Genomic DNA, 17,144 nt, shown 5'->3' on the forward strand with positions numbered 1-17,144 from the left:
GGGGCGCGCCGCTCCTCGGGGCCGGTCAGCGGCGGGACTCGGGGGTGAGGTCGGCGACCGGGCCGACGATGATCACGGCTGGCGGCTTGATGTCGTTGTCGCGGACCGAGTCGGCGGCTTCGGCGAGGGTGCTGCGCACGGCGTGCTGGGTGCGCATGGTGCCCTCCTGCACGATCGCGACCGGCGACTTCGGGTCGCGGCCGTGCTCGATCAGCACCGCCGCGAACTCGCCGATGCGCTTGACGGCCATCATCAGCACCAGCGTGCCCTTGAGCCGCGCCAGCGCAGGCCAATCCACCAGCGAGGTCTCGTCGTGCGGGCCGACGTGCCCGGACACGACCACGACCTCGTGCGCCACGCCGCGATGCGTCACCGGCACGTCCGCGGCCGACGGCACGGAGAACGCGCTGGTGATGCCGGGGACGGTGGTCACCGGGACCCCGGCCTCCACGCAGGCCAGCAGCTCCTCGTAGCCGCGGCCGAAGACGTACGGGTCGCCGCCCTTGAGGCGCACCACGAACTTGCCCGCCCGCACGTGCTCGATCAGCAGCTCGTTGATCACGTCCTGGTTGGCGGCGCGGCCGTACGGGATCTTCGAGGCGTCCACGACCTCCACGTGCGGCCCGAGCTCCTCCAGCAGCTCGCGTGGCGCCAGCCGGTCGGTGATCACCACGTCGGCCCGGCCCAGCAGCTGCCTGCCGCGCACCGTGATCAGGTCCGGGGCTCCCGGCCCGCCGCCGACCAGCGCGACACCGGGCGCGGGCCGCTCGGCGCTCTCGTCCACGACGCCGCTGCGCAGCGCCGCCACCAGCGCGTCCCGCACGGCGGCGGAACGGCGGTGCGCGCCACCGGCCAGCACGCCCAGCAGCAGCCCGCCGTGCTCGGCGACCGCCGGGGTGACGGCGGTGCCCTGCGAGGCGTCGTCGGAGCGCACGCAGAACACCCGGGAGCGCTCCGCTTCCGCCGCGACGGCCTCGTTCACCTCGCTGCCCGTCGCGCACGCCACCGCGTACCAGGCGCCGTCCAGATCGCCCTCGGCGTACGGGCGGCGGTGCCAGGTGAGCTCACCGGCCTCCGCCATCGCCTCGACCGCCGGAGTCGCCTCCGGCGACACGACCTCGACCCGTGCTCCGGCGTTGATCAGCCGGGGCACCCGCCGCTGCGCGACGCTGCCCGCACCGACGACCACCACCCGCTTCCCGGTGAGGTCCAGTCCCGCGAAGTAGTGGTGTTCGCCGGGCGAGTTCTGCGCAGAAGAGTGCGTGCTCATGCCGTCCGTCGTTCGTATCGTGGTGTCGCCGCGGCGCCATCGCCGAGGCCTGGGTGCGCGACCGCGCCACCACGCGGTCGTGGTGGTCACCGCGCCCGCCGCGACGGCACCGGACGGTGGTCGCGCGAGCTCCGATCCGCCGGTGCGGACGGGCGTCGCCGACCGGGCGCAACGCCGACCCATCTTGCCACGGACGCCGCCGGGATCAGCCGTCCAAGCAGCTCGGGGCGAACACCTCGCCTGCGGTGGCCCACCGGACGGGCGCCTCGGTCGACCGCAGTATCGTGACCCGCCCGCGAACGAAGGTCAAACCTCCGGTGACCTCTCTCACCAGCGAACTCGCCGCGCTCACCGGCCCGGGCCGCTTTGCCGAGCGATCCCGCGCGGCGCATCCTGGGGGCAGGCGAACCAGGGAGGCGGCCATGCACGCGAACCGGACGCTCACATTGGACATGCAGGTCATCGAGGCGGGGGCGAAGACCACCGCGGACGTCGGGATGATCACCGGCGACGGCCGGGCGCTGCACGGGCACGGCACCGCGCGACGGCACCCGGACGACCCGGACGTCCCGCAGATCGGGGATGAGATCGCGCTCGCCAGAGCGCTGTTCGAACTGGGCCACAAGCTGCTCGACACGGCGGCGAACGACATCGGCGAACGCCAGCACCGCAGAGTGCACCTCATGGCGTGACCGCGCCTCGGATCCGACCGCAGGGCCGGTGATCTCGCCGGGCGCCGGTGACGCCGGACCGAGGCCGATCACCTCGCGGCGTCCAAGTAGGCCAGCACGGCCTGCACCCGCCGGTGATCGTCGGAGGACTGCGCCAAGCCGAGCTTCGCGAAGATGTTCGCGGTGTGCTTGCCGACGGCGCTCTCGCTGAAGTGCAGCCGCTGCGCGATGCCCGTGTTGGACCGGCCTTGCGCCATCAGCTCCAGCACGGCGCGTTCGCGTTCGGTGATCCGCCGCAGCGGTTCGTCCCGGGCGCGGTGGTCCAGCAGTGTCGCGATCACCTCGGGATCCATCGCGGTGCCGCCCGCCGCGACCCGCCGCACCGCGTCGACGAACTGCTCCGCGTCGAACACCCGGTCCTTGAGCAGGTAGCCGACCGCACCCGCCCCGTCGGCGAGCAGCTCGCGCGCGTAGAGCCGCTCCACGTGCTGGGACAGCACCAGCACCGGGAGGCCGGGGACCTCCGACCGCGCGCGCAACGCCGCTTGCAGCCCCTCGTCGGTGTGGGTCGGGGGCAGCCGCACGTCGACGACCGCCACGTCCGGGCGGTGCTCGGTGAGCGCGCGCGCCAGTTCGGGTCCGCTCTCCACCCCGGCGACGATCTCGAAGCCGTGCGCGGTCAGCAGGGTCGTCAGGCCGTCGCGGAGGAGGAAGAGGTCTTCGGCGAGGACAACGCGCATGGGATCTCCATCGTGGCGCGGGTGGTCCCACCCGCGGGGCTGCTGAGGTCGAGCGTGCCATCGAAGGTGCCGAGCCTGCGGCGGATCCCCCGCAGTCCGGTGCCACCGCCGGTGTCGGCGCCGCCGCGGCCGTCGTCGGTCACCGCGATGCGCAGCACTCCGGCCGCGTACCCGAGTTCGACGCGCGCGGTGTCCGCCTCGGCGTGCTTGAGCACGTTGCCGAGCAGTTCGCTGACCGCGAAGTAGGCCGCGGACTCCACGGCCATCGGACACCTGCCCGGCAGGCTCCCGACGATCTCCACCGGCAGCGCCACGTCGAGCGCCAGCGACCGGATCGCGTCGGCCAGCCCGCGTTCCACCAGCACCGGCGGCCTGATCCCGCGCACCAGGTCGCGGAGTTCGTCGAGCACGCGGCGGGAATCCGCCCCCGTCTCGTCGAGCATGTCCCGCGCCCGCTGCGGATCCCGGTCGAGCAGGACGCGGATCGCACCGAGCTTCAGGCCGAGCGCCACCAGCCGGGCCTGCGGTCCGTCGTGCAGGTCGCGTTCGATCCGGTCCAGTTCGCGGGCTTCGGCGTCGACGGCGTCAGCCCGGGTCTCGGTGAGCCGCCGCACCCGCCGCGCCAGCTCGGCCCGCCGCGTCGGCGCCAGCAACGACCGCGCCCACCACCCGTGCAGCCGCATCGCGAGCGGCGCCAGCACCAGCACCGCGGCGATGGCCGCCACGCCGAGCCCGGCGGTGACGACCCGGTGCGCGGCGAACCAGTCCTGCCACGGCGAGTCCGGGAATTCCAGGTCGGTGAGCGCTTCGACGACCCACACCCAGAACGGGGCCCACACGCTCTGCGTGGCCCAGAGGGTCAGCGCGGCCGGCGGCACCACCAGCGCCGCGGTCACAACCAGGTCGCCGCCCAGCCAGGCCAGGTCCCGCCAGGTCGCGGGATCGCGCAGCACGTTCTCGTAACGGGCGTGCCGGATCGCCGGGGCGGGCGATTCGGTCAGCCGATCACCGCTGCGGTACAGGCCGTCCGAGGTCGGCTCCGGCGCGGGCGGCTCCGGGCGGTGCGGCGCGGGTATCTCGACGCCGCTCCACCGGGCCGCCAAGGTCCGGTTGAGCCCGGTCAGCGCGGTGGCGCTCGCGGCGATCCGCGCCCAGAACCGGTGCGCTCCGACCGCGTGCAGCAGCAGGAACGTCACCACCAGCCACACCGCACCCAGCAGGTTCAGCACGGACAAGAGTCCGAGCACCAGCAACCGCCAGCAGTCGAGCAGGGCTCGCCGGGTCTCGCTCCACCAGGCGCGCGGCGGCCGTGGCGGGCCGAGCAGGCTCGCCGTCCACCGGGTGTGCCAGCGCAACGCGCGCCGGCCGATCAACACCGCGAGCAGTCCGAGCGGGGCACCGACGAACGGGCTCAGCAGCATCCAGTTCATGTCCCGCGCGGTCGCCGGGTCGTCGGAAACCCGGCGGACGCGCTGGATGTAGTGCGGCAGGTGCGGCGTCCGGTACAGGTAGTTCTCCCACCGGTACCGGCCTTCCGCGTCCGGCTGCGGAACCGGGGGCACCGGCAGGTAGTCGACGTCCGCGTCGATCCCCTGCCGCCGCGCGAAGCGGCGTGCCGAGTTCGCCGCCGCTCGGCACCGGTCCAGCAGCCGTTCGCCCGGAGCGCACGCCCCGATGGTGATCAGCACGATCGCGAGGACGTACCCGAGGAACGGGACCGGTCCCGCCGCCCCCAGTCCGAACAGCACCAGTCCTCGTCCTGCGCTCGCACCGCGCCGCCGCACCCAGTCCCGCATGAGCACCATTCTTCCGGCGCCGACGCGGTCGCACGGTCGACTTGGCCACCGAACCGGGGTGGAGTTGTCCCCACCCCGCCTCGAAGGCGGACGCGGGTCAGGGCGTCGTGGGAGCGGGGATCCCGGGGATCGTCGCGACGGTCAAGGCTGCGCAGCCCGGTTCGGCGCGCACGGCGGCGTGCTCGGCCGCGGCGTCGCCCGCTCCGACGAGCGCGGTGGCGTGGCCGTCGCGGGCGTGCGCGGCGGCGGCGCGCGCACCGGCTTCGGCGGAGTCGACGACCTCCGTCCGCGCGCCCGGATGCAGCAGGTCTCGGACCTGGCCGAGGTCCCGCGCGCTGCCGATGACGGCGGCGGCGCGGCGGAGTTCGGCTTCGGCGCGCGGTGTCCGCAGGTCGGCCGGGCCGGGGCCGAGACCGACGACGGTCACCCGGCCGCGCGGGCGGACGCGGGCGGCGGCGACGGTGACCCCGTCGGCGACGAGCTTCGGCACCACCAGCTCGATCGCGGAATCCCCCGCGATGTCGTCGCGCCCCAACGGTTTCCCGCTCGTCGCGGAGTCGGAGCCCGCCGCTGCGAGCTCCCCGGCGGCGCGCAGCGCGGCGGCTTCGGCGACGCTGGCGGTGCCCGTCTCCCGCAGCACCTCCGCGCTCGGGTTCGGCACCTCGACCTCGGCGAGCTCCGCCGCCGGGTACAGCCGCAGCGGCAGTTCCTCGGCGTCGGCGGAATGCCAGAAGCCCAGGTCCTGCACGGCGTCGAGGATGCCGCGCTCATCTGCCTTCGACTCCGCCGTGGCGAACGCGCGGATCGCCCGCGGGTCGAGCCCGTGCTCCCGGTCCAGCCGGGACATCAGCCCCGTCACCGCGGTGCGGGACACGCCGCGCACCGCACCCACGCCCACCACGAGCGTCGGCGGGATCAGCCGCACCGTGCGCTCGCCGAGCTCCCCGGTGGGCCGCCGGTCGTCCACCACGACCGTCCACTCCGGCTCGTCGCAGTGCGCCGAGACGTTCTCCGGCAGCGCGGGCAGCGGGAACCCGTGCGGGTTGACCAGCCGCACGTGTTCCTCGTCGGCGACGGACCGCGCGCACCCGGCGAGATCACCGTCCACAGTGGCCGAGAGGTGGTCGACGAGCTCGTCCAGCGGGCTCACCGCCGCGCCCGTGGTCAGCACCGGGACCCGGCCCAGCACCTCCGCGATCTGCGGCGCCACGGCCTGCGCACCACCGGAGACGGTGACGGCGAACCGCTCGTCGACGCACACGACCTCGGGGTCGGTGCGTTCGTCGCGCAGCAGCGGCGCGATCAGCCGCACCGCCGCTCCGACCGGCAGGAACAGCACCACCACGTCCAGCGAGGACCACAGCCGGCGCAGCGCCGGTCCCGGTCCGCCGTCGACGAGCATCGCGTCCGGCCCCCACCGGGCGGCGAGTTCGGTCGCCGTGCGCTGCTCCTGCGGGGAGCGCGGGAACAACCCGATCACGAGTCGGCCTTGCGGCGCCCGGACACCAGCACCACCGGCGCCGTGGGCTCCAGCTTCGAGCCGCCGTCGGCGAGCTCCACGAGCCTGCTCGCGGCCAGCTGCACGCCGCGCACCTCGTAGCCCGCGGTGCGCAGCGCCTCCCGGGTGGGGCCGACCCGCTCCAGCTCCGTCAGCTCCACCACGATCCGGGCCGCGCCCGCGTGCGCGCACGCGGCGACGACATCGCCGCCGCCACCGCCGACGAACACCGCGTCCGGTTTCGGCAGCGCCCGCAACGACTGCGGCGCGGCCTCCTCCTCGACCCGCACGTCCACGCCGTGCCCGGCGGCGTTGGTGATCAGCCGCACGACCTGGGCCTGGTCCGACTCGACCGCGATCGTCGCGGCACCCAGCCGCGCGCATTCCACCGCGACCGAACCGGATCCGGCGCCCACGTCCCAGACGAGCGTGCCGGGCCGTGCGGCGAGCTCCGCCAGCGCGACCGCGCGCACCTCGGCGGGAGTGACGTCGCCGTCGCGGTGCGAGAACTCGTCCTCGGACAGCGCCCAGCCCGACGCGGGCGGCAGCACCTCGCCACCGGCGAGCCAGCCACGGGCGCCGATCTCCTTCGGTTCCTCCGCGCACAGCACCACCGCGTCCGGGCGCCAGGTGCGCCGCGCGGCCTCCGCCGGGGTGACGGTGCTGATCTTCTCCGCGTCGCCGCCGAGGTCCTCGCCGACGACCAGGGTGCGCCGCCAGCCCGCCAGGCCGGAGGCGAGCTGCGCCGGACCGGCGTTCGTCCCGCTGAGCACCAGCACCGCCGGACGCGCCCGGCACAGGTTCAGCACCCGCGCCAGGTCCGCTTCGCTCGCCGCCGCGACCGGCACCTCGTCCCACGGCCTGCCCAGCCGGGCCATCAGCCGCGCCACGTTCGGAGCGGCGGGCGTGACGGCGCACCGCACCCCGCGCTCGCGCAATTCCCGCAGCACGCCGAAGAATCCGGGGTCGCCGTCGACGAGGACGACGCCGGTCTCCTCACCGGCCAGCGAGGTCAGCGCGCCGACCGCCCTGCCCCACTGCTCCAGGTCCAGCGATCGGGCCTCCTGCGGGGCGTGCGCGTCCAGATGTCTGCGCGAGCCCACCACGAGCCGCGCCGACCGCAACACTTCGGCGGTGCCCGCGGGCAACTCCGCCCCCTCGACTCCGATCACCGTGACCGTCACGTCTTCCACCTCGTCCTGCCAGGCCGCTTCACCGGCCGGGCTCGCGGATCGCGAGCCCATCTCAGCTTGCCATGCCGGGTGATCACGCCGTGGCGAGCGTCCCGCGCCGCGGCGCCCCGCCGATCAGCTCGACGCGTCGCCCTTGTTCTTGGCCGATTTCGCCCCCGCCGCGCGGGATTTGGCGCTCGACGCCTTGGTCTGCGCCTTGGTCTGGGCCTTCGACTGGGACTTCGCCCGGGAGCGGGTCTTGGCCGTGGCGCGGGAGGTTCCGGTGGTGCTCGCCGCGGACGTGCGCGCGGCCTCCTGGGCGGTCTCGTCCTGCGCCGCGGGCTCGGTGTCGCCCCCGGTCGCCGCACCCTGCTCGGCGGGCTCATCGCGCACCACCGACAACGCGGCCCGAGTCGGGCGCGCGGTCTCCGGCTCGTCGCCGGAGGCGGTGCCGACGTCCTCGAGCTGCGGGGCGAGCGCCGGTTCCGGCTGCGGCACGGCGGTTCCCCCGCCGCCCGGAGCCTCGGTCTCCGCGGCCTGCTCCACGCGCGGGGCGCTCCCGACCTCGTCCGAGGTTCCCGTCGTGTCCGGCGTCCGCGTGTCCGGGGCGCCGAACAGCTCCGGCTGCGCGGGGTCCTCGGTGCGGCGCTGCCGGGCCTGCGCCCGAGCGGCGCCGCGCGCGGCCTCCTGCCACTCCCGCACCGCCCACCACGCGATGTTCGGCACGGCGGCGCCGGTGCCCTCGGCCTCGGCCGAGCCGGTCACGGTGTCGGCGCCCAACGGTGCCGCCTCGGCCGCCCGCGCCACCGGTTCCGCCGCGCGCCGCGACGCCGGAGCCCGCTCGCCCGCGCCGGGACGCTCGACGTCCGCGCTCCCGGTTCCGACGTGGAACACCGCCGCGCCGCCCGGAACGTCCTCCTGGTCGGAACCGGACGGGGCCGCGTCGGTGTGCCGCCGCGCCGAGCGGTAGCTGCGGCGCCGCCCCGGGGAATCCGTCCGGCGATAACCGGATTCACCGTGCTGACCCCGAGTCCTGCCCGTCCCGGCGCCGAGCGCCTTGCCGACGAGGAACAGCGCGGAGCGCCACAGCTTGCGCTGCTTGACCGCCTGCTCCAGCTCGCCGACGGTGGTGCTCAGCAGCACCTCGTCCGGCCAGCTCACCTTGTAGGCGACCAGCACCGGGATGTCGTCGGCGCAGCCGCCGGCGCGCAGCTCCTCGACCAGTTGCGCGGCGCGGGAGGCGGGCAGCGTCACCGCCATCGTCGTGCCGTGCCGGGCGAGCTCCCGCACCTGCTCGGCGTCGGACGTCGCGGCCGAACCGCCGCCCAGCCGCGTCAGCAGCACCGACGGCGCCGCCTCCGGCACCGTCAGCTCGCGGCCCACGGCGGCAGCGGCGGCGGAGAAGCCGTTGACGCCGGGAACGATCTCCACGTCCAGTTCCATCTTGGCGCAGGCGTCGTGCTGCTCCTGCACCGATCCCCACAGCGCCGGGTCACCGGCGTGCAGCCGCACGACCCGCAGCTTGTCGCGTTCCGCGCGGCGGTACACCTCCACGGCCTGCTCGTGGGTCAGCTGGGAGGAGTCGAGCAGCTCCGCATCGGCGCTCGCGTGCTCCCGCACGCACTCGGGCGCGAGCACGCTGGCCGACCACACCACGACGTCGGCTTCGGCGATGCGTCGCGCGGCGCGGACCGTGATGAGGTCCGCGGCGCCGGGTCCGGCGCCGATGAACGAGATCCGCCCACTCACTGTTCGCTCTCCTCTTCCGCATCACCACTACGGCCGTGCGCGCCGAACCGTCCACATCGGACATCGCCGTGGGGAGGGACATCGGCCCGATGGCCAGGGAGGCGACGGCGTGGCCGGGCCGGTGGCACCGGGCAGCACGTCGCCCACCGTGGCCGCGCAGGTGACGACCGTACCCGGTGATCGTGGCGCGCTCACACGGCCGTACCCGCACCGCCCGTCACGGTCCGCGAGCAGCTGGTCACGAACCGCGACACCGCCTCCGGCGTCCCGGCAGGATGGGTGTGCAGGTAGGAGGCGTGCAGCCCGCCGCGGACGAATCCCTCCGCGACCGCCGAGTCCGCGCGCCAGAACCACGCGGGGTCCGCGCCGTGGCCCGGATCGAGCCGGGTGCGGTGGAACTCGTGCCCGGTGAACCGCGCGCCGCGCACGCCCAGCACCGAGTCCGCGGCGGCGACCGCGTCGCGGTAGCCCAGCGTCAGCCGCGGCGACATCTCGGCCCGCGCCGGGATCACCCCGCACAGCGGATGCCCGTCGAGCTCCTCGGCGAGGTAGAGCAGCCCGCCGCACTCGGCGTGGATCGGCGCGCCCGTCGCGGCGAACCGGGTGATCTCCGCGCGCAGCGCCGAGTTCGCCGACAGCGCGGCGGCGTGCTGCTCCGGGAACCCGCCGGGCAGCACGAGCCCGCGGGTGCCCGCGGGCAGCACCTCGTCGCGCAGCGGGTCGAGCACCGCCACCTCGGCACCGGCGGCGGTGAGCAGCTCGACGTGCTCGGTGTAGGCGAAGGTGAACGCGGGGCCACCGGCCACGGCGATCACCGGGCGGTCCGCGACCGGCTCCACCTCGGCCGCCGCGTCCCAGACCGGACCGTCGAGCGCCGGAGCGCTGCGCGCCAGCGCGACCACCGCGTCCAGGTCCACCCCGGCCTCGACGGCGTCCGACATCGCCTCGACCGCCTCGGTGGCGGCGCCGCCGTGCTCGGCGGCGGTGACCAGGCCCAGGTGCCGCGACGGCACGCTGAGCCCGCCGGTGCGGCCCAGCGAGCCCAGCACCGGCAGCCCCACCGAGTCCGACGCGTCCCGCAGCACCTGCTCGTGGCGCGGCGAGCCGACCCGGTTGAGGATCACCCCGGCCAGCCGCACTCCCGGCTGGAAGCTGCGGAAACCGTGCAGCAGCGCCGCGATGCTCTGCGACTGCCCCTGCGCGTCGACGACCAGCACCACCGGGGCGCGCAGCAGGCCCGCGACGTGCGCGGTGGAGCCGAACGCGGGCTCGTCACCGGGCCCGGGGCCGTCGATCTTGCCGTCGAACAGGCCCATCACGCCTTCGGCGACGGACAGGTCGGCGCCCGCGCTGCCGTGCCGGAACAGCGGCGCGATCCGCTCCTCCCCCACCAGCACCGGGTCCAGGTTCCGCCCGGGCAGCCCGGAGGCGACGTGGTGGTAGCCGGGGTCGATGTAGTCCGGCCCGACCTTGAACGGCGCCACCCGCAGCGACCGGCGGCGCAGCGCGCCGAGCAGCCCGGTCGCCACCGTCGTCTTGCCCTGCCCGGAGCCGGGCGCGGCGATGACGACGCGCGGGCTCACCACTCGATGCCCTTCTGGCCCTTCTGACCGGCGTCCATCGGGTGCTTGACCTTCGTGGTCTCCAGCACCAGGTCGGCCGCGTCGAGCAGCGCCTGCGGCGCGTTGCGGCCGGTGATCACCACGTGCTGGTGACCGGGCCGGTCGCGCAGGGTCTCGACGACTTCGGCGACGTCGATCCAGCCCCAGTGCAGCGGATAGGTGAACTCGTCGAGCACGTACATGCCGTGGCGTTCGTCGGCGATCCGGCGGGCGATCTCCTGCCAGCCCTCCAGCGCCGCCGCCGCGTGGTCCTCCTCGGATCCCTGCTTGCGCGCCCAGGACCAGCCTTCGCCCATCTTGTGCCACTCGACGGGACCGCCTTCACCGGTCTCCTCGTGCAGCCTGCCGAGCGCGCGGAACGCGGACTCCTCGCCGACCTTCCACTTCGCCGACTTCACGAACTGGAACACGCCGATGGACCAGCCCTGGTTCCAGCCGCGCAGCGCGAGCCCGAACGCGCTGGTGGACTTGCCCTTCATCTCCCCGGTGTGCACGACCAGCAACGGGCGGTTGCGCCGCTGCCGCGTGGTCAACCCGTCTTGCGGAACAGAACTCGGCTTTCCCTGAGGCATGACCCGACCCTAGGTCACCGCGAAACGGCGTCGAAGCACGTGTAGCGGAGCTCATCGCGGAGATCCGGCGCGTGCGCACCGCATCCGCGTCCGCCCCGCACCACCCGGCCGCGAACGCGCCGGAATGCGCTCGGCACGATTTTCAGCGCACCGGAAAAGGGCGTTCCGGAAGAACACAACGGTGTCTTCGAAGTGACCCGGGCAGCCGGGTGATCTCTCTTCCGGCCGGTCTTGCGCTCGATTCCCAGCGCCGTTCATCGCACTTCCCGAAAGCTGTCGGAGGATCGGAGTGAGTACGTCTTCGCGCGCGGCGTCGACGCCGGACCGCGCCGCGGCCGGCCCTGCGTCCGGCCGGTCGTCCGCGGTGGCGTCGGCCAAGGCGTGCTGCGACGTGGATCCGCCTCCCGGATTCGAGGTAGGGCGAAGGGAAATGCCGACGGCGATGTCGACGACTCCGAAGGAAATTCGATCGACCGGAAAGGCTCTGCGCTCCACCGGTCGCACTTCGGACCGCAACGGGGTGAATCCGCGCTGTGAACGGTGATCCGGGAGTGATCGCGAGCTCCGCTCCGCCGAGCAAGCGAGCCGACCCGAATGGAGCATCGAGCGCCGTACCGCACCTGCGCGATTTCCAACATCGGCGGAAACGATTTCCACCGCGCCGCCCGGCCTCCCGGGACGCACTGCGATCGTCCCGTCACGGTCCGAGACGTCCCGAGCCGCGGAAGCGGCGGCAGCGGCGAAAGCGGCGGGCTCCGCGCGGAGCGCGACTCCACGGGGCACCCGCGGGCGAAAAAAAGCGCCCCCGCGCTCGACCGACCTGGGGGTCATCGGGAGCGCGAGGGCACTTCGTGGTCCACCCCTGGGGGTCAGGTGGACGAAGAAGAGCTTACCAACTACGTCGGGATATTCCTACTCCGCCCGGACCGGGTCGTAACCGAATCGGAATCAAGCGGCTCGGGCGGCGGTGTCGCGGGCCGCGCGGACGACCCCGGCGACGGCGTCCGCGGAGAGCTCCTCCAGCCGCAGGCAGGCCCCGCCGAGGGCGGTGGCGACCTGGCCGGCGAGGCCGAGGCGCACCACGCCCTGCTCGCAGTCGACCACCACCGATGCCACCCCGAGCCCGGCGAGCAGGCCCGCCGCGCGCATCGAATCCCGCACCGCCGCCTGCGCCCTGGCCCGGCCGGTTCCGCCGTCGCCGGCGGGGACCGTGGCCTTGCCGTCGGTGAGCAGCACGAGCAGCGGGCGCCTGCGCGGGTCGCGGGTCCGTTCGGTGGACACGACCTGGCGGACCTTGAGCAGCCCGGTGGCCAGCGGCGTGCGGCCTCCGGTGCGCAGATCCCGCATCCGGGTGGCGGCGATCTCCACGGAGGACGTGGGCGGCAGCGCCAGCTCGGCGTCCTCGCCGCGGAAGGTCACCACGCCGACCTTGTCCCGGCGCTGGTAGGCGTCGCGCAGCAAGGAGAGCACGGCGCCGCTGACGGCGGACATGCGTTCGCGGGCGGCCATCGAGCCGGAGGCGTCGACGGCGAACAGCACGAGGTTGCCTTCGCGGCCTTCGCGCACCGACTTCCGCACGTCGCCCCGGTGCAGGACCAGTCCGGGGCCGCTGCGACCGCGCGCCCGCTGGTGGGGGGCCGCCGCGATCAGCGTGGACGGCAGGTGCACCCCATGTCCATCCACTGTGGAGGAACGGACGGTCTGGCCGCTGCGGGACCGGGCGCGGGAGCGCCTGCCGGGAGCGCCTTCGCCGACTCCGGGGACTTCGAGCAGCCGAGCCCGGAACGCCGGTGCCGGCGCGGCCGGGGGTTTGCTCGCGGGAGCCTGACCGTTGCCGTCGCCTTGTCGCGAGCCGCCGTTCCCGTTCGGCGCGGGCGTCTCCGGCGGGGCCTGCGCCTCGCCACCGCCCGGCCCGTCCGGACCGTCGTCCGGTCCGCCGTCGGGGGCTCCGCCGCCGGGGCCGCCCGGCCCGTCGTCGGGGCCGTCCGGCGGTTCCTCCCCGCCGTCGCCCTGCTCGGAACCCTGGTCGTCGCCCGGCTGGTCCTCGGCGTGCTGGGCGGCGTCGTTGAGCGCCTGCTGCAACTGGTCCTCTTCGACACCGGGCTCGTCGAACGGGTCGCGGCGCCGCCGGTGCGGCAGCGCCAGCCGGGCGGCGGCCTCCACGTCGGATTCGGCCACCGCGTCCGCGCCGCGCCACGCGGCGTGCGCCACGGCGGTCCGCGCCAGCACCAGGTCGGCGCGCATGCCGTCCACGTCGAACGACGCGCACAGCGCGGAGATGCGCCGCAGCTCCGCGTCGGGCAGCCGCACCGACTCCACCAGGGACCGCGCCTCGGTGATCCGCCGCGCCAGATCGGCGTCCGCGTCGGCCCACTTCGCCGCGAAGCCCGCCGGGTCCGCCTCGAACGCGAGCCGCCTGCGCACCACCTCGGTGCGCGTCGCCACGTCGCGCGACGCCGCGACCTGCACGGTCAGCCCGAACCGGTCGAGCAGCTGCGGACGCAGCTCGCCCTCCTCCGGGTTCATGGTGCCGACCAGCAGGAACGAGGCCGCGTGCGTGACCGACACTCCTTCGCGCTCCACGTGCGCGCGGCCCATCGCCGCCGCGTCCAGCAGCAGGTCCACCAGGTGGTCGTGCAGCAGGTTGACCTCGTCGACGTAGAGCACGCCGCGGTGCGCCGCCGCCAGCAGACCGGGCTGGTAGGCGCTGACGCCCTCGGTCAGCGCGCGTTCCAGGTCGAGCGAGCCGACCAGCCGGTCCTCGGTGGCGCCCACCGGCAGCTCCACCAGCTCCGCGGGCCGCCGCACCCCGGCGACCTCGGCGTGCGGGCCGTCCGGGCACTGCGGGTCGGGCCGGTGCGGGGCGCAGCCGAAGCGGCAGCCGGTCACGACGTCCAGCGGAGGCAGCAGCGACGCCAGGGCGCGCACCACCGTCGACTTCGCGGTGCCCTTCTCGCCGCGCACCAGCACACCGCCGATGCGCGGGTGCACCGCGTTCAGCAGCAGCGCCAGCCGCAGGTCGTCGTGCCCGACCACCGCGGTGAACGGGAAGCGCGGGCTCGCGGGAGCAGTCATGCCAGGTGTTCCTTCCTCGGGTCTCGGACGCCCCGATGTCGGCTGCGCCAAGGCGAGGCAGTGTCCTGACTCCCGGATCAACGCGGAACCCCGGCCTTCCCAGGCAGCAGCGTTCGCCGACGCGCCCGGTGGCTCGCGAGGGAGGCCCGCTCCCCGGTCACAGTGGCGCCGACCGTGCCGGACTCGCACCGGCTTCCTGACCTGCCTTGGCTGGGACCAGCGTGCATCGTCGCAGATCACGGACGGCCGAGGAACCGCCGCGACGGGCTCAGCGCAGCGAGCCGGGGTATCGGTGCATGTCGACGTGCGGGATGCCGTCTTCGAGATACTCCTCACCCGAGGGTTCGAACCCGAAACCGCGGTAGAACTCCTGCGCGTAGGTCTGCGCCGCCAGCGTCGCCGGGGCGCGCTGGATCTCGGCGAGCGCGGCGCGCATCAGCTTGCGCCCGAGGCCGAGGCCGCGGGCGTTCTTGGCGGTGACGACCCGTCCGATGCGGAAGGTGCCGTCGGGGTCTTCGAGCAGCCGCAGGTAGCCGAGCACGTACCCGTCCGCGGAGTCGATCCAGAAGTGCCTGGTGCTGTTCTCCAGGTCCCGGCCGTCGAGCTCCGGGTACGCGCAGTTCTGCTCGACCACGAACACGTCCACGCGCAGGCGGAGCATGCGGTAGAAGTCCTCAGCGTCGAGGTCGGCCGTGTAGGCGCGGTGGACTGCGGTGGCGAGCGGTTGCAGGGTCACCATCACGGGATATCACATTCCGGCTACGACACCTGCGGTCACCTGCGGTGGAAGTAGCGCAGGCCACGTCGTTCGCCCGGACCGCGATCGGCTGCCGAAATCGGGAAGTGCAGCGCACGAACGCGCCTCGCCCGCGCGAAGCGGACATTCCCGATGAACAGGTCATTCCCACCTGAGAGCCGCGAGCCGCCGGGCTTCCCATCCACCGGGATGATCTCGCCGTCTCGTTCAGAGCCGGGCCGCGACGTCCGACGAGACCGCCGCGATCCGGGTGTAGACGCCGGGCGTGCCGGGCCGCCCGCACCCGGTGCCGTAGGACACCACGCCGATCAGCCTGCCGTCGGCGACGAGCGGCCCGCCGGAGTCCCCGGCGCACGCGTCCCGGCCGCCTTCCGGCGCTCCCGCGCACACCCGCGTTCCCGGCTCGTAGTCCGGATACGCGGCCCGGCAGTCCGCATCCGAGCTGATCGGCACCTCGGCGGAGCGGAGCACGTCCGAGGACGAGCCGGTCTCGGTGGTGCGCCCCCAGCCGTAGACCCGAGCCGGGGCTCCCGGCCGGTACGACTCGGTGTCACCGGGTTCGGCCATCGGCAGCGGCTGCTGCGCGGCGGGGGCGGTCAAGGTCAGCACCGCCACGTCGCGCCCCTCGGTGACGTCCCGGAATTCCGGGTGCACCCACACGTCCCCGACCGCGCCGTCGGCGCCTCCGGTGTCGCGCAGGTCCGCCCGGCCGGTGATCGCACGCAGCCCTCCGGGGTCGCGGCCGTCGACGCAGTGCGCGGCGGTGACGACCTTGATCGGCGTGACGAGGGTGCCGCCGCAGAACTGGTGCCCGGCGCCGTCGGTCAGCGCCACCGCCCACGGCGCCGCGCCTTCCTCGGCGCCGCCGAGCACCCGCTCCTGGGCGGGGTCGGCGCCGGCCGGGGCGCCCAGCGCCGTCAGCGCCGCGGCCAACGCGGAGGCGCCGGCGGCGAGCCGGGCCGGTGAACGCCGCGGCGGGCGGGAGTGGTCGGACACGACGGCCTCCAAGACTCGCACCGCTGATCGGAGGTGATCAACGCACTCGGCGGCACACGGTAGCGGCCCGGTCACCGAGAGATCAGGAGGGCGAGCTCACATGGGTTCGCAAGAATTTTTCGTTAAGATGGTTGTTGACGGGAAAAACTACGAAGCACTTGCGCGGCCGATCGCCGTTCGTCCCGTAGCACCGTCCACGATCCCCGGAGTCCGCGACGACGCGGATCCGAGATCACCCCCGATCCGGTGAAACCTTCGACCGGTGGGCCCATCCGCCCACCGGCCACCTTCGTGCGCGCACGACCTGCGCGACGACTCGATCAAGGAGCGAACACGTCATGCTGCTGGACTTCACGACCCTGCCGGCGTTCCTGCTCGCCAGTGCAGTGGTGGTGCTGACCCCCGGGGTGGACGCGTTCCTGCTGCTGCGGACCTCACTGCGGCAGGGCATCGGCGCGGGCCTGCGCGCCCTGCTCGGCATCCATACCGCGAGCATCCTGCAGGTGGCGCTGGTGATCTGCGGGCTCGGCACGCTGATCACGAACAACCCCGCGGTGCTGGCCATGCTCAAGTGGGCCGGAGCCGCGTACCTCGGCTACCTCGCGGTCATGATCGTGCGGGGCCTGTGGCTGACCCGCAAGGAGACCGGCGACGGCCTCGAATCGGGCAGCACCACCGACCGCCCGTACCTGCAGGGCCTGCTGAGCAACATCACGAACCCGAAGATGCTGCTGTTCAGCCTGGCCTTCCTGCCCCAGTTCGTGGGCGCCGCGACGGCCCCCACCCTGCAACTGGTCCTGCTGGGCGCGGTCTTCCTGGTGCTCGCCGCGATCTGGGAGGTCACCATCGTCCTCGCCGCGGCCCGCATCGCCGACCGCCTCCGCCGCCCCAAGATCGCCCGCTCCCTCGACATGGTCAGCGCAGCGGCTTTCCTCACGATCTCCGTAGGCCTGGTCACCACCTGACCACCTCCACGCGGCGAAAGCTCGCGAAGGGCAGGAGAAGCGACCCCGCCCAGCACCCGAAGACCGCCAGCAATAAGCGGCAATGCCCAGCCCGCCTCCCGACCGAAGGCCGTGCAGTAAGCGGCGAAGCCAGCCTGCTTTGCGGCGTAGCCGTGCCTAACAGCCGAAGGCCGTGCAGTGGGCGGCGAAGCAAAGCCTGCCTTGCGGCCGAAGGCCGTGCCTGTAAAGCGCGAAGCGCTTTAGCCCACGTCCACAAGCCGA

The 17,144-nt window shown here is 74.2% G+C and carries 13 protein-coding genes and 1 riboswitch; of the genes, 2 read left to right on the forward strand and 11 right to left on the reverse strand.

Annotated features, from left to right (window positions below; genetic code table 11):
- Positions 1-25 precede the first annotated feature (25 nt).
- On the reverse strand, positions 26-1,270 hold the full coding sequence (cobA, locus tag OOZ19_RS28970; protein ID WP_266093346.1) for a uroporphyrinogen-III C-methyltransferase: 1,245 nt from the start codon (positions 1,268-1,270) through the stop codon (positions 26-28).
- Positions 1,271-1,692: 422 nt separating this feature from the next.
- On the opposite strand from cobA, the gene OOZ19_RS28975 reads away from it, so the two are divergent.
- Positions 1,693-1,962, forward strand: coding sequence for a DUF1876 domain-containing protein (locus tag OOZ19_RS28975; protein ID WP_266093347.1), 270 nt, complete (start codon positions 1,693-1,695; stop codon positions 1,960-1,962).
- A gap of 68 nt (positions 1,963-2,030) precedes the next feature.
- Here the strand turns inward: OOZ19_RS28975 and OOZ19_RS28980 are convergent, their stop codons facing one another.
- From OOZ19_RS28980 to OOZ19_RS29025, 10 genes are all read right to left on the reverse strand, one after another.
- Positions 2,031-2,681: a response regulator transcription factor gene (locus OOZ19_RS28980; protein ID WP_266093348.1), complete on the reverse strand. Its 651-nt coding sequence runs from the start codon at positions 2,679-2,681 to the stop codon at positions 2,031-2,033.
- Entirely contained in the window at positions 2,633-4,477 is a 1,845-nt protein-coding gene (locus tag OOZ19_RS28985; RefSeq protein ID WP_266093349.1) for a sensor histidine kinase, read from the reverse strand. Before OOZ19_RS28985 ends, OOZ19_RS28980 begins: the two co-directional genes overlap by 49 nt.
- A 97-nt stretch (positions 4,478-4,574) precedes the next feature.
- On the reverse strand, positions 4,575-5,957 hold the full coding sequence (locus tag OOZ19_RS28990) for a cobalamin biosynthesis protein (protein WP_266093350.1): 1,383 nt from the start codon (positions 5,955-5,957) through the stop codon (positions 4,575-4,577).
- Positions 5,954-7,159 (reverse strand): bifunctional cobalt-precorrin-7 (C(5))-methyltransferase/cobalt-precorrin-6B (C(15))-methyltransferase, encoded by a 1,206-nt coding sequence (locus OOZ19_RS28995; RefSeq protein ID WP_266093351.1) that lies wholly within the window; start codon positions 7,157-7,159, stop codon positions 5,954-5,956. Before OOZ19_RS28995 ends, OOZ19_RS28990 begins: the two co-directional genes overlap by 4 nt.
- 123 nt (positions 7,160-7,282) lie before the next feature.
- A complete protein-coding gene (locus tag OOZ19_RS29000) occupies positions 7,283-8,896 on the reverse strand; it encodes an SAM-dependent methyltransferase (RefSeq protein WP_266093352.1) in 1,614 nt (537 codons plus the stop codon).
- Positions 8,897-9,087: 191 nt separating this feature from the next.
- Complete coding sequence (locus OOZ19_RS29005; protein ID WP_266093353.1) at positions 9,088-10,479, reverse strand: cobyrinic acid a,c-diamide synthase CobB; 1,392 nt, start codon at positions 10,477-10,479, stop codon at positions 9,088-9,090.
- Positions 10,476-11,090: a cob(I)yrinic acid a,c-diamide adenosyltransferase gene (cobO, locus tag OOZ19_RS29010; RefSeq protein ID WP_266093354.1), complete on the reverse strand. Its 615-nt coding sequence runs from the start codon at positions 11,088-11,090 to the stop codon at positions 10,476-10,478. Before cobO ends, OOZ19_RS29005 begins: the two co-directional genes overlap by 4 nt.
- 948 nt (positions 11,091-12,038) lie before the next feature.
- Positions 12,039-14,165, reverse strand: coding sequence for a putative cobaltochelatase (locus OOZ19_RS29015; RefSeq protein ID WP_266093355.1), 2,127 nt, complete (start codon positions 14,163-14,165; stop codon positions 12,039-12,041).
- A gap of 58 nt (positions 14,166-14,223) precedes the next feature.
- Positions 14,224-14,364: riboswitch (cobalamin riboswitch) on the reverse strand.
- A 69-nt stretch (positions 14,365-14,433) separates the two neighbouring features.
- Complete coding sequence (locus tag OOZ19_RS29020) at positions 14,434-14,904, reverse strand: GNAT family N-acetyltransferase (protein WP_266093356.1); 471 nt, start codon at positions 14,902-14,904, stop codon at positions 14,434-14,436.
- A 225-nt stretch (positions 14,905-15,129) separates the two neighbouring features.
- The gene (locus tag OOZ19_RS29025) at positions 15,130-15,918 is read right to left on the reverse strand and encodes a S1 family peptidase (RefSeq protein WP_266093357.1); all 789 of its coding nucleotides are present in this window, start codon (positions 15,916-15,918) and stop codon (positions 15,130-15,132) included.
- 338 nt (positions 15,919-16,256) lie between these two features.
- Between OOZ19_RS29025 and OOZ19_RS29030 the strand changes: the two genes are divergently transcribed.
- Positions 16,257-16,883: a LysE family translocator gene (locus OOZ19_RS29030; protein WP_266093358.1), complete on the forward strand. Its 627-nt coding sequence runs from the start codon at positions 16,257-16,259 to the stop codon at positions 16,881-16,883.
- Positions 16,884-17,144 lie beyond the last annotated feature (261 nt).

The sequence above is a fragment of the Saccharopolyspora sp. NFXS83 genome (genome assembly GCF_026241095.1).
Lineage (GTDB): Bacteria > Actinomycetota > Actinomycetes > Mycobacteriales > Pseudonocardiaceae > Saccharopolyspora_C.

Coding starts and splice junctions, on each gene's coding strand:
- cobO (WP_266093354.1), bottom strand. CDS start 11,090: ATGCCTCAGGGAAAGCCGAGTTCTGTTCCGCAAGACGGGTTGACCACG.
- OOZ19_RS28985 (WP_266093349.1), bottom strand. CDS start 4,477: ATGCGGGACTGGGTGCGGCGGCGCGGTGCGAGCGCAGGACGAGGACTG.
- OOZ19_RS29015 (WP_266093355.1), bottom strand. CDS start 14,165: ATGACTGCTCCCGCGAGCCCGCGCTTCCCGTTCACCGCGGTGGTCGGG.
- OOZ19_RS28975 (WP_266093347.1), top strand. CDS start 1,693: ATGCACGCGAACCGGACGCTCACATTGGACATGCAGGTCATCGAGGCG.
- OOZ19_RS28980 (WP_266093348.1), bottom strand. CDS start 2,681: ATGCGCGTTGTCCTCGCCGAAGACCTCTTCCTCCTCCGCGACGGCCTG.
- cobA (WP_266093346.1), bottom strand. CDS start 1,270: ATGAGCACGCACTCTTCTGCGCAGAACTCGCCCGGCGAACACCACTAC.
- OOZ19_RS29030 (WP_266093358.1), top strand. CDS start 16,257: ATGCTGCTGGACTTCACGACCCTGCCGGCGTTCCTGCTCGCCAGTGCA.
- OOZ19_RS29020 (WP_266093356.1), bottom strand. CDS start 14,904: ATGGTGACCCTGCAACCGCTCGCCACCGCAGTCCACCGCGCCTACACG.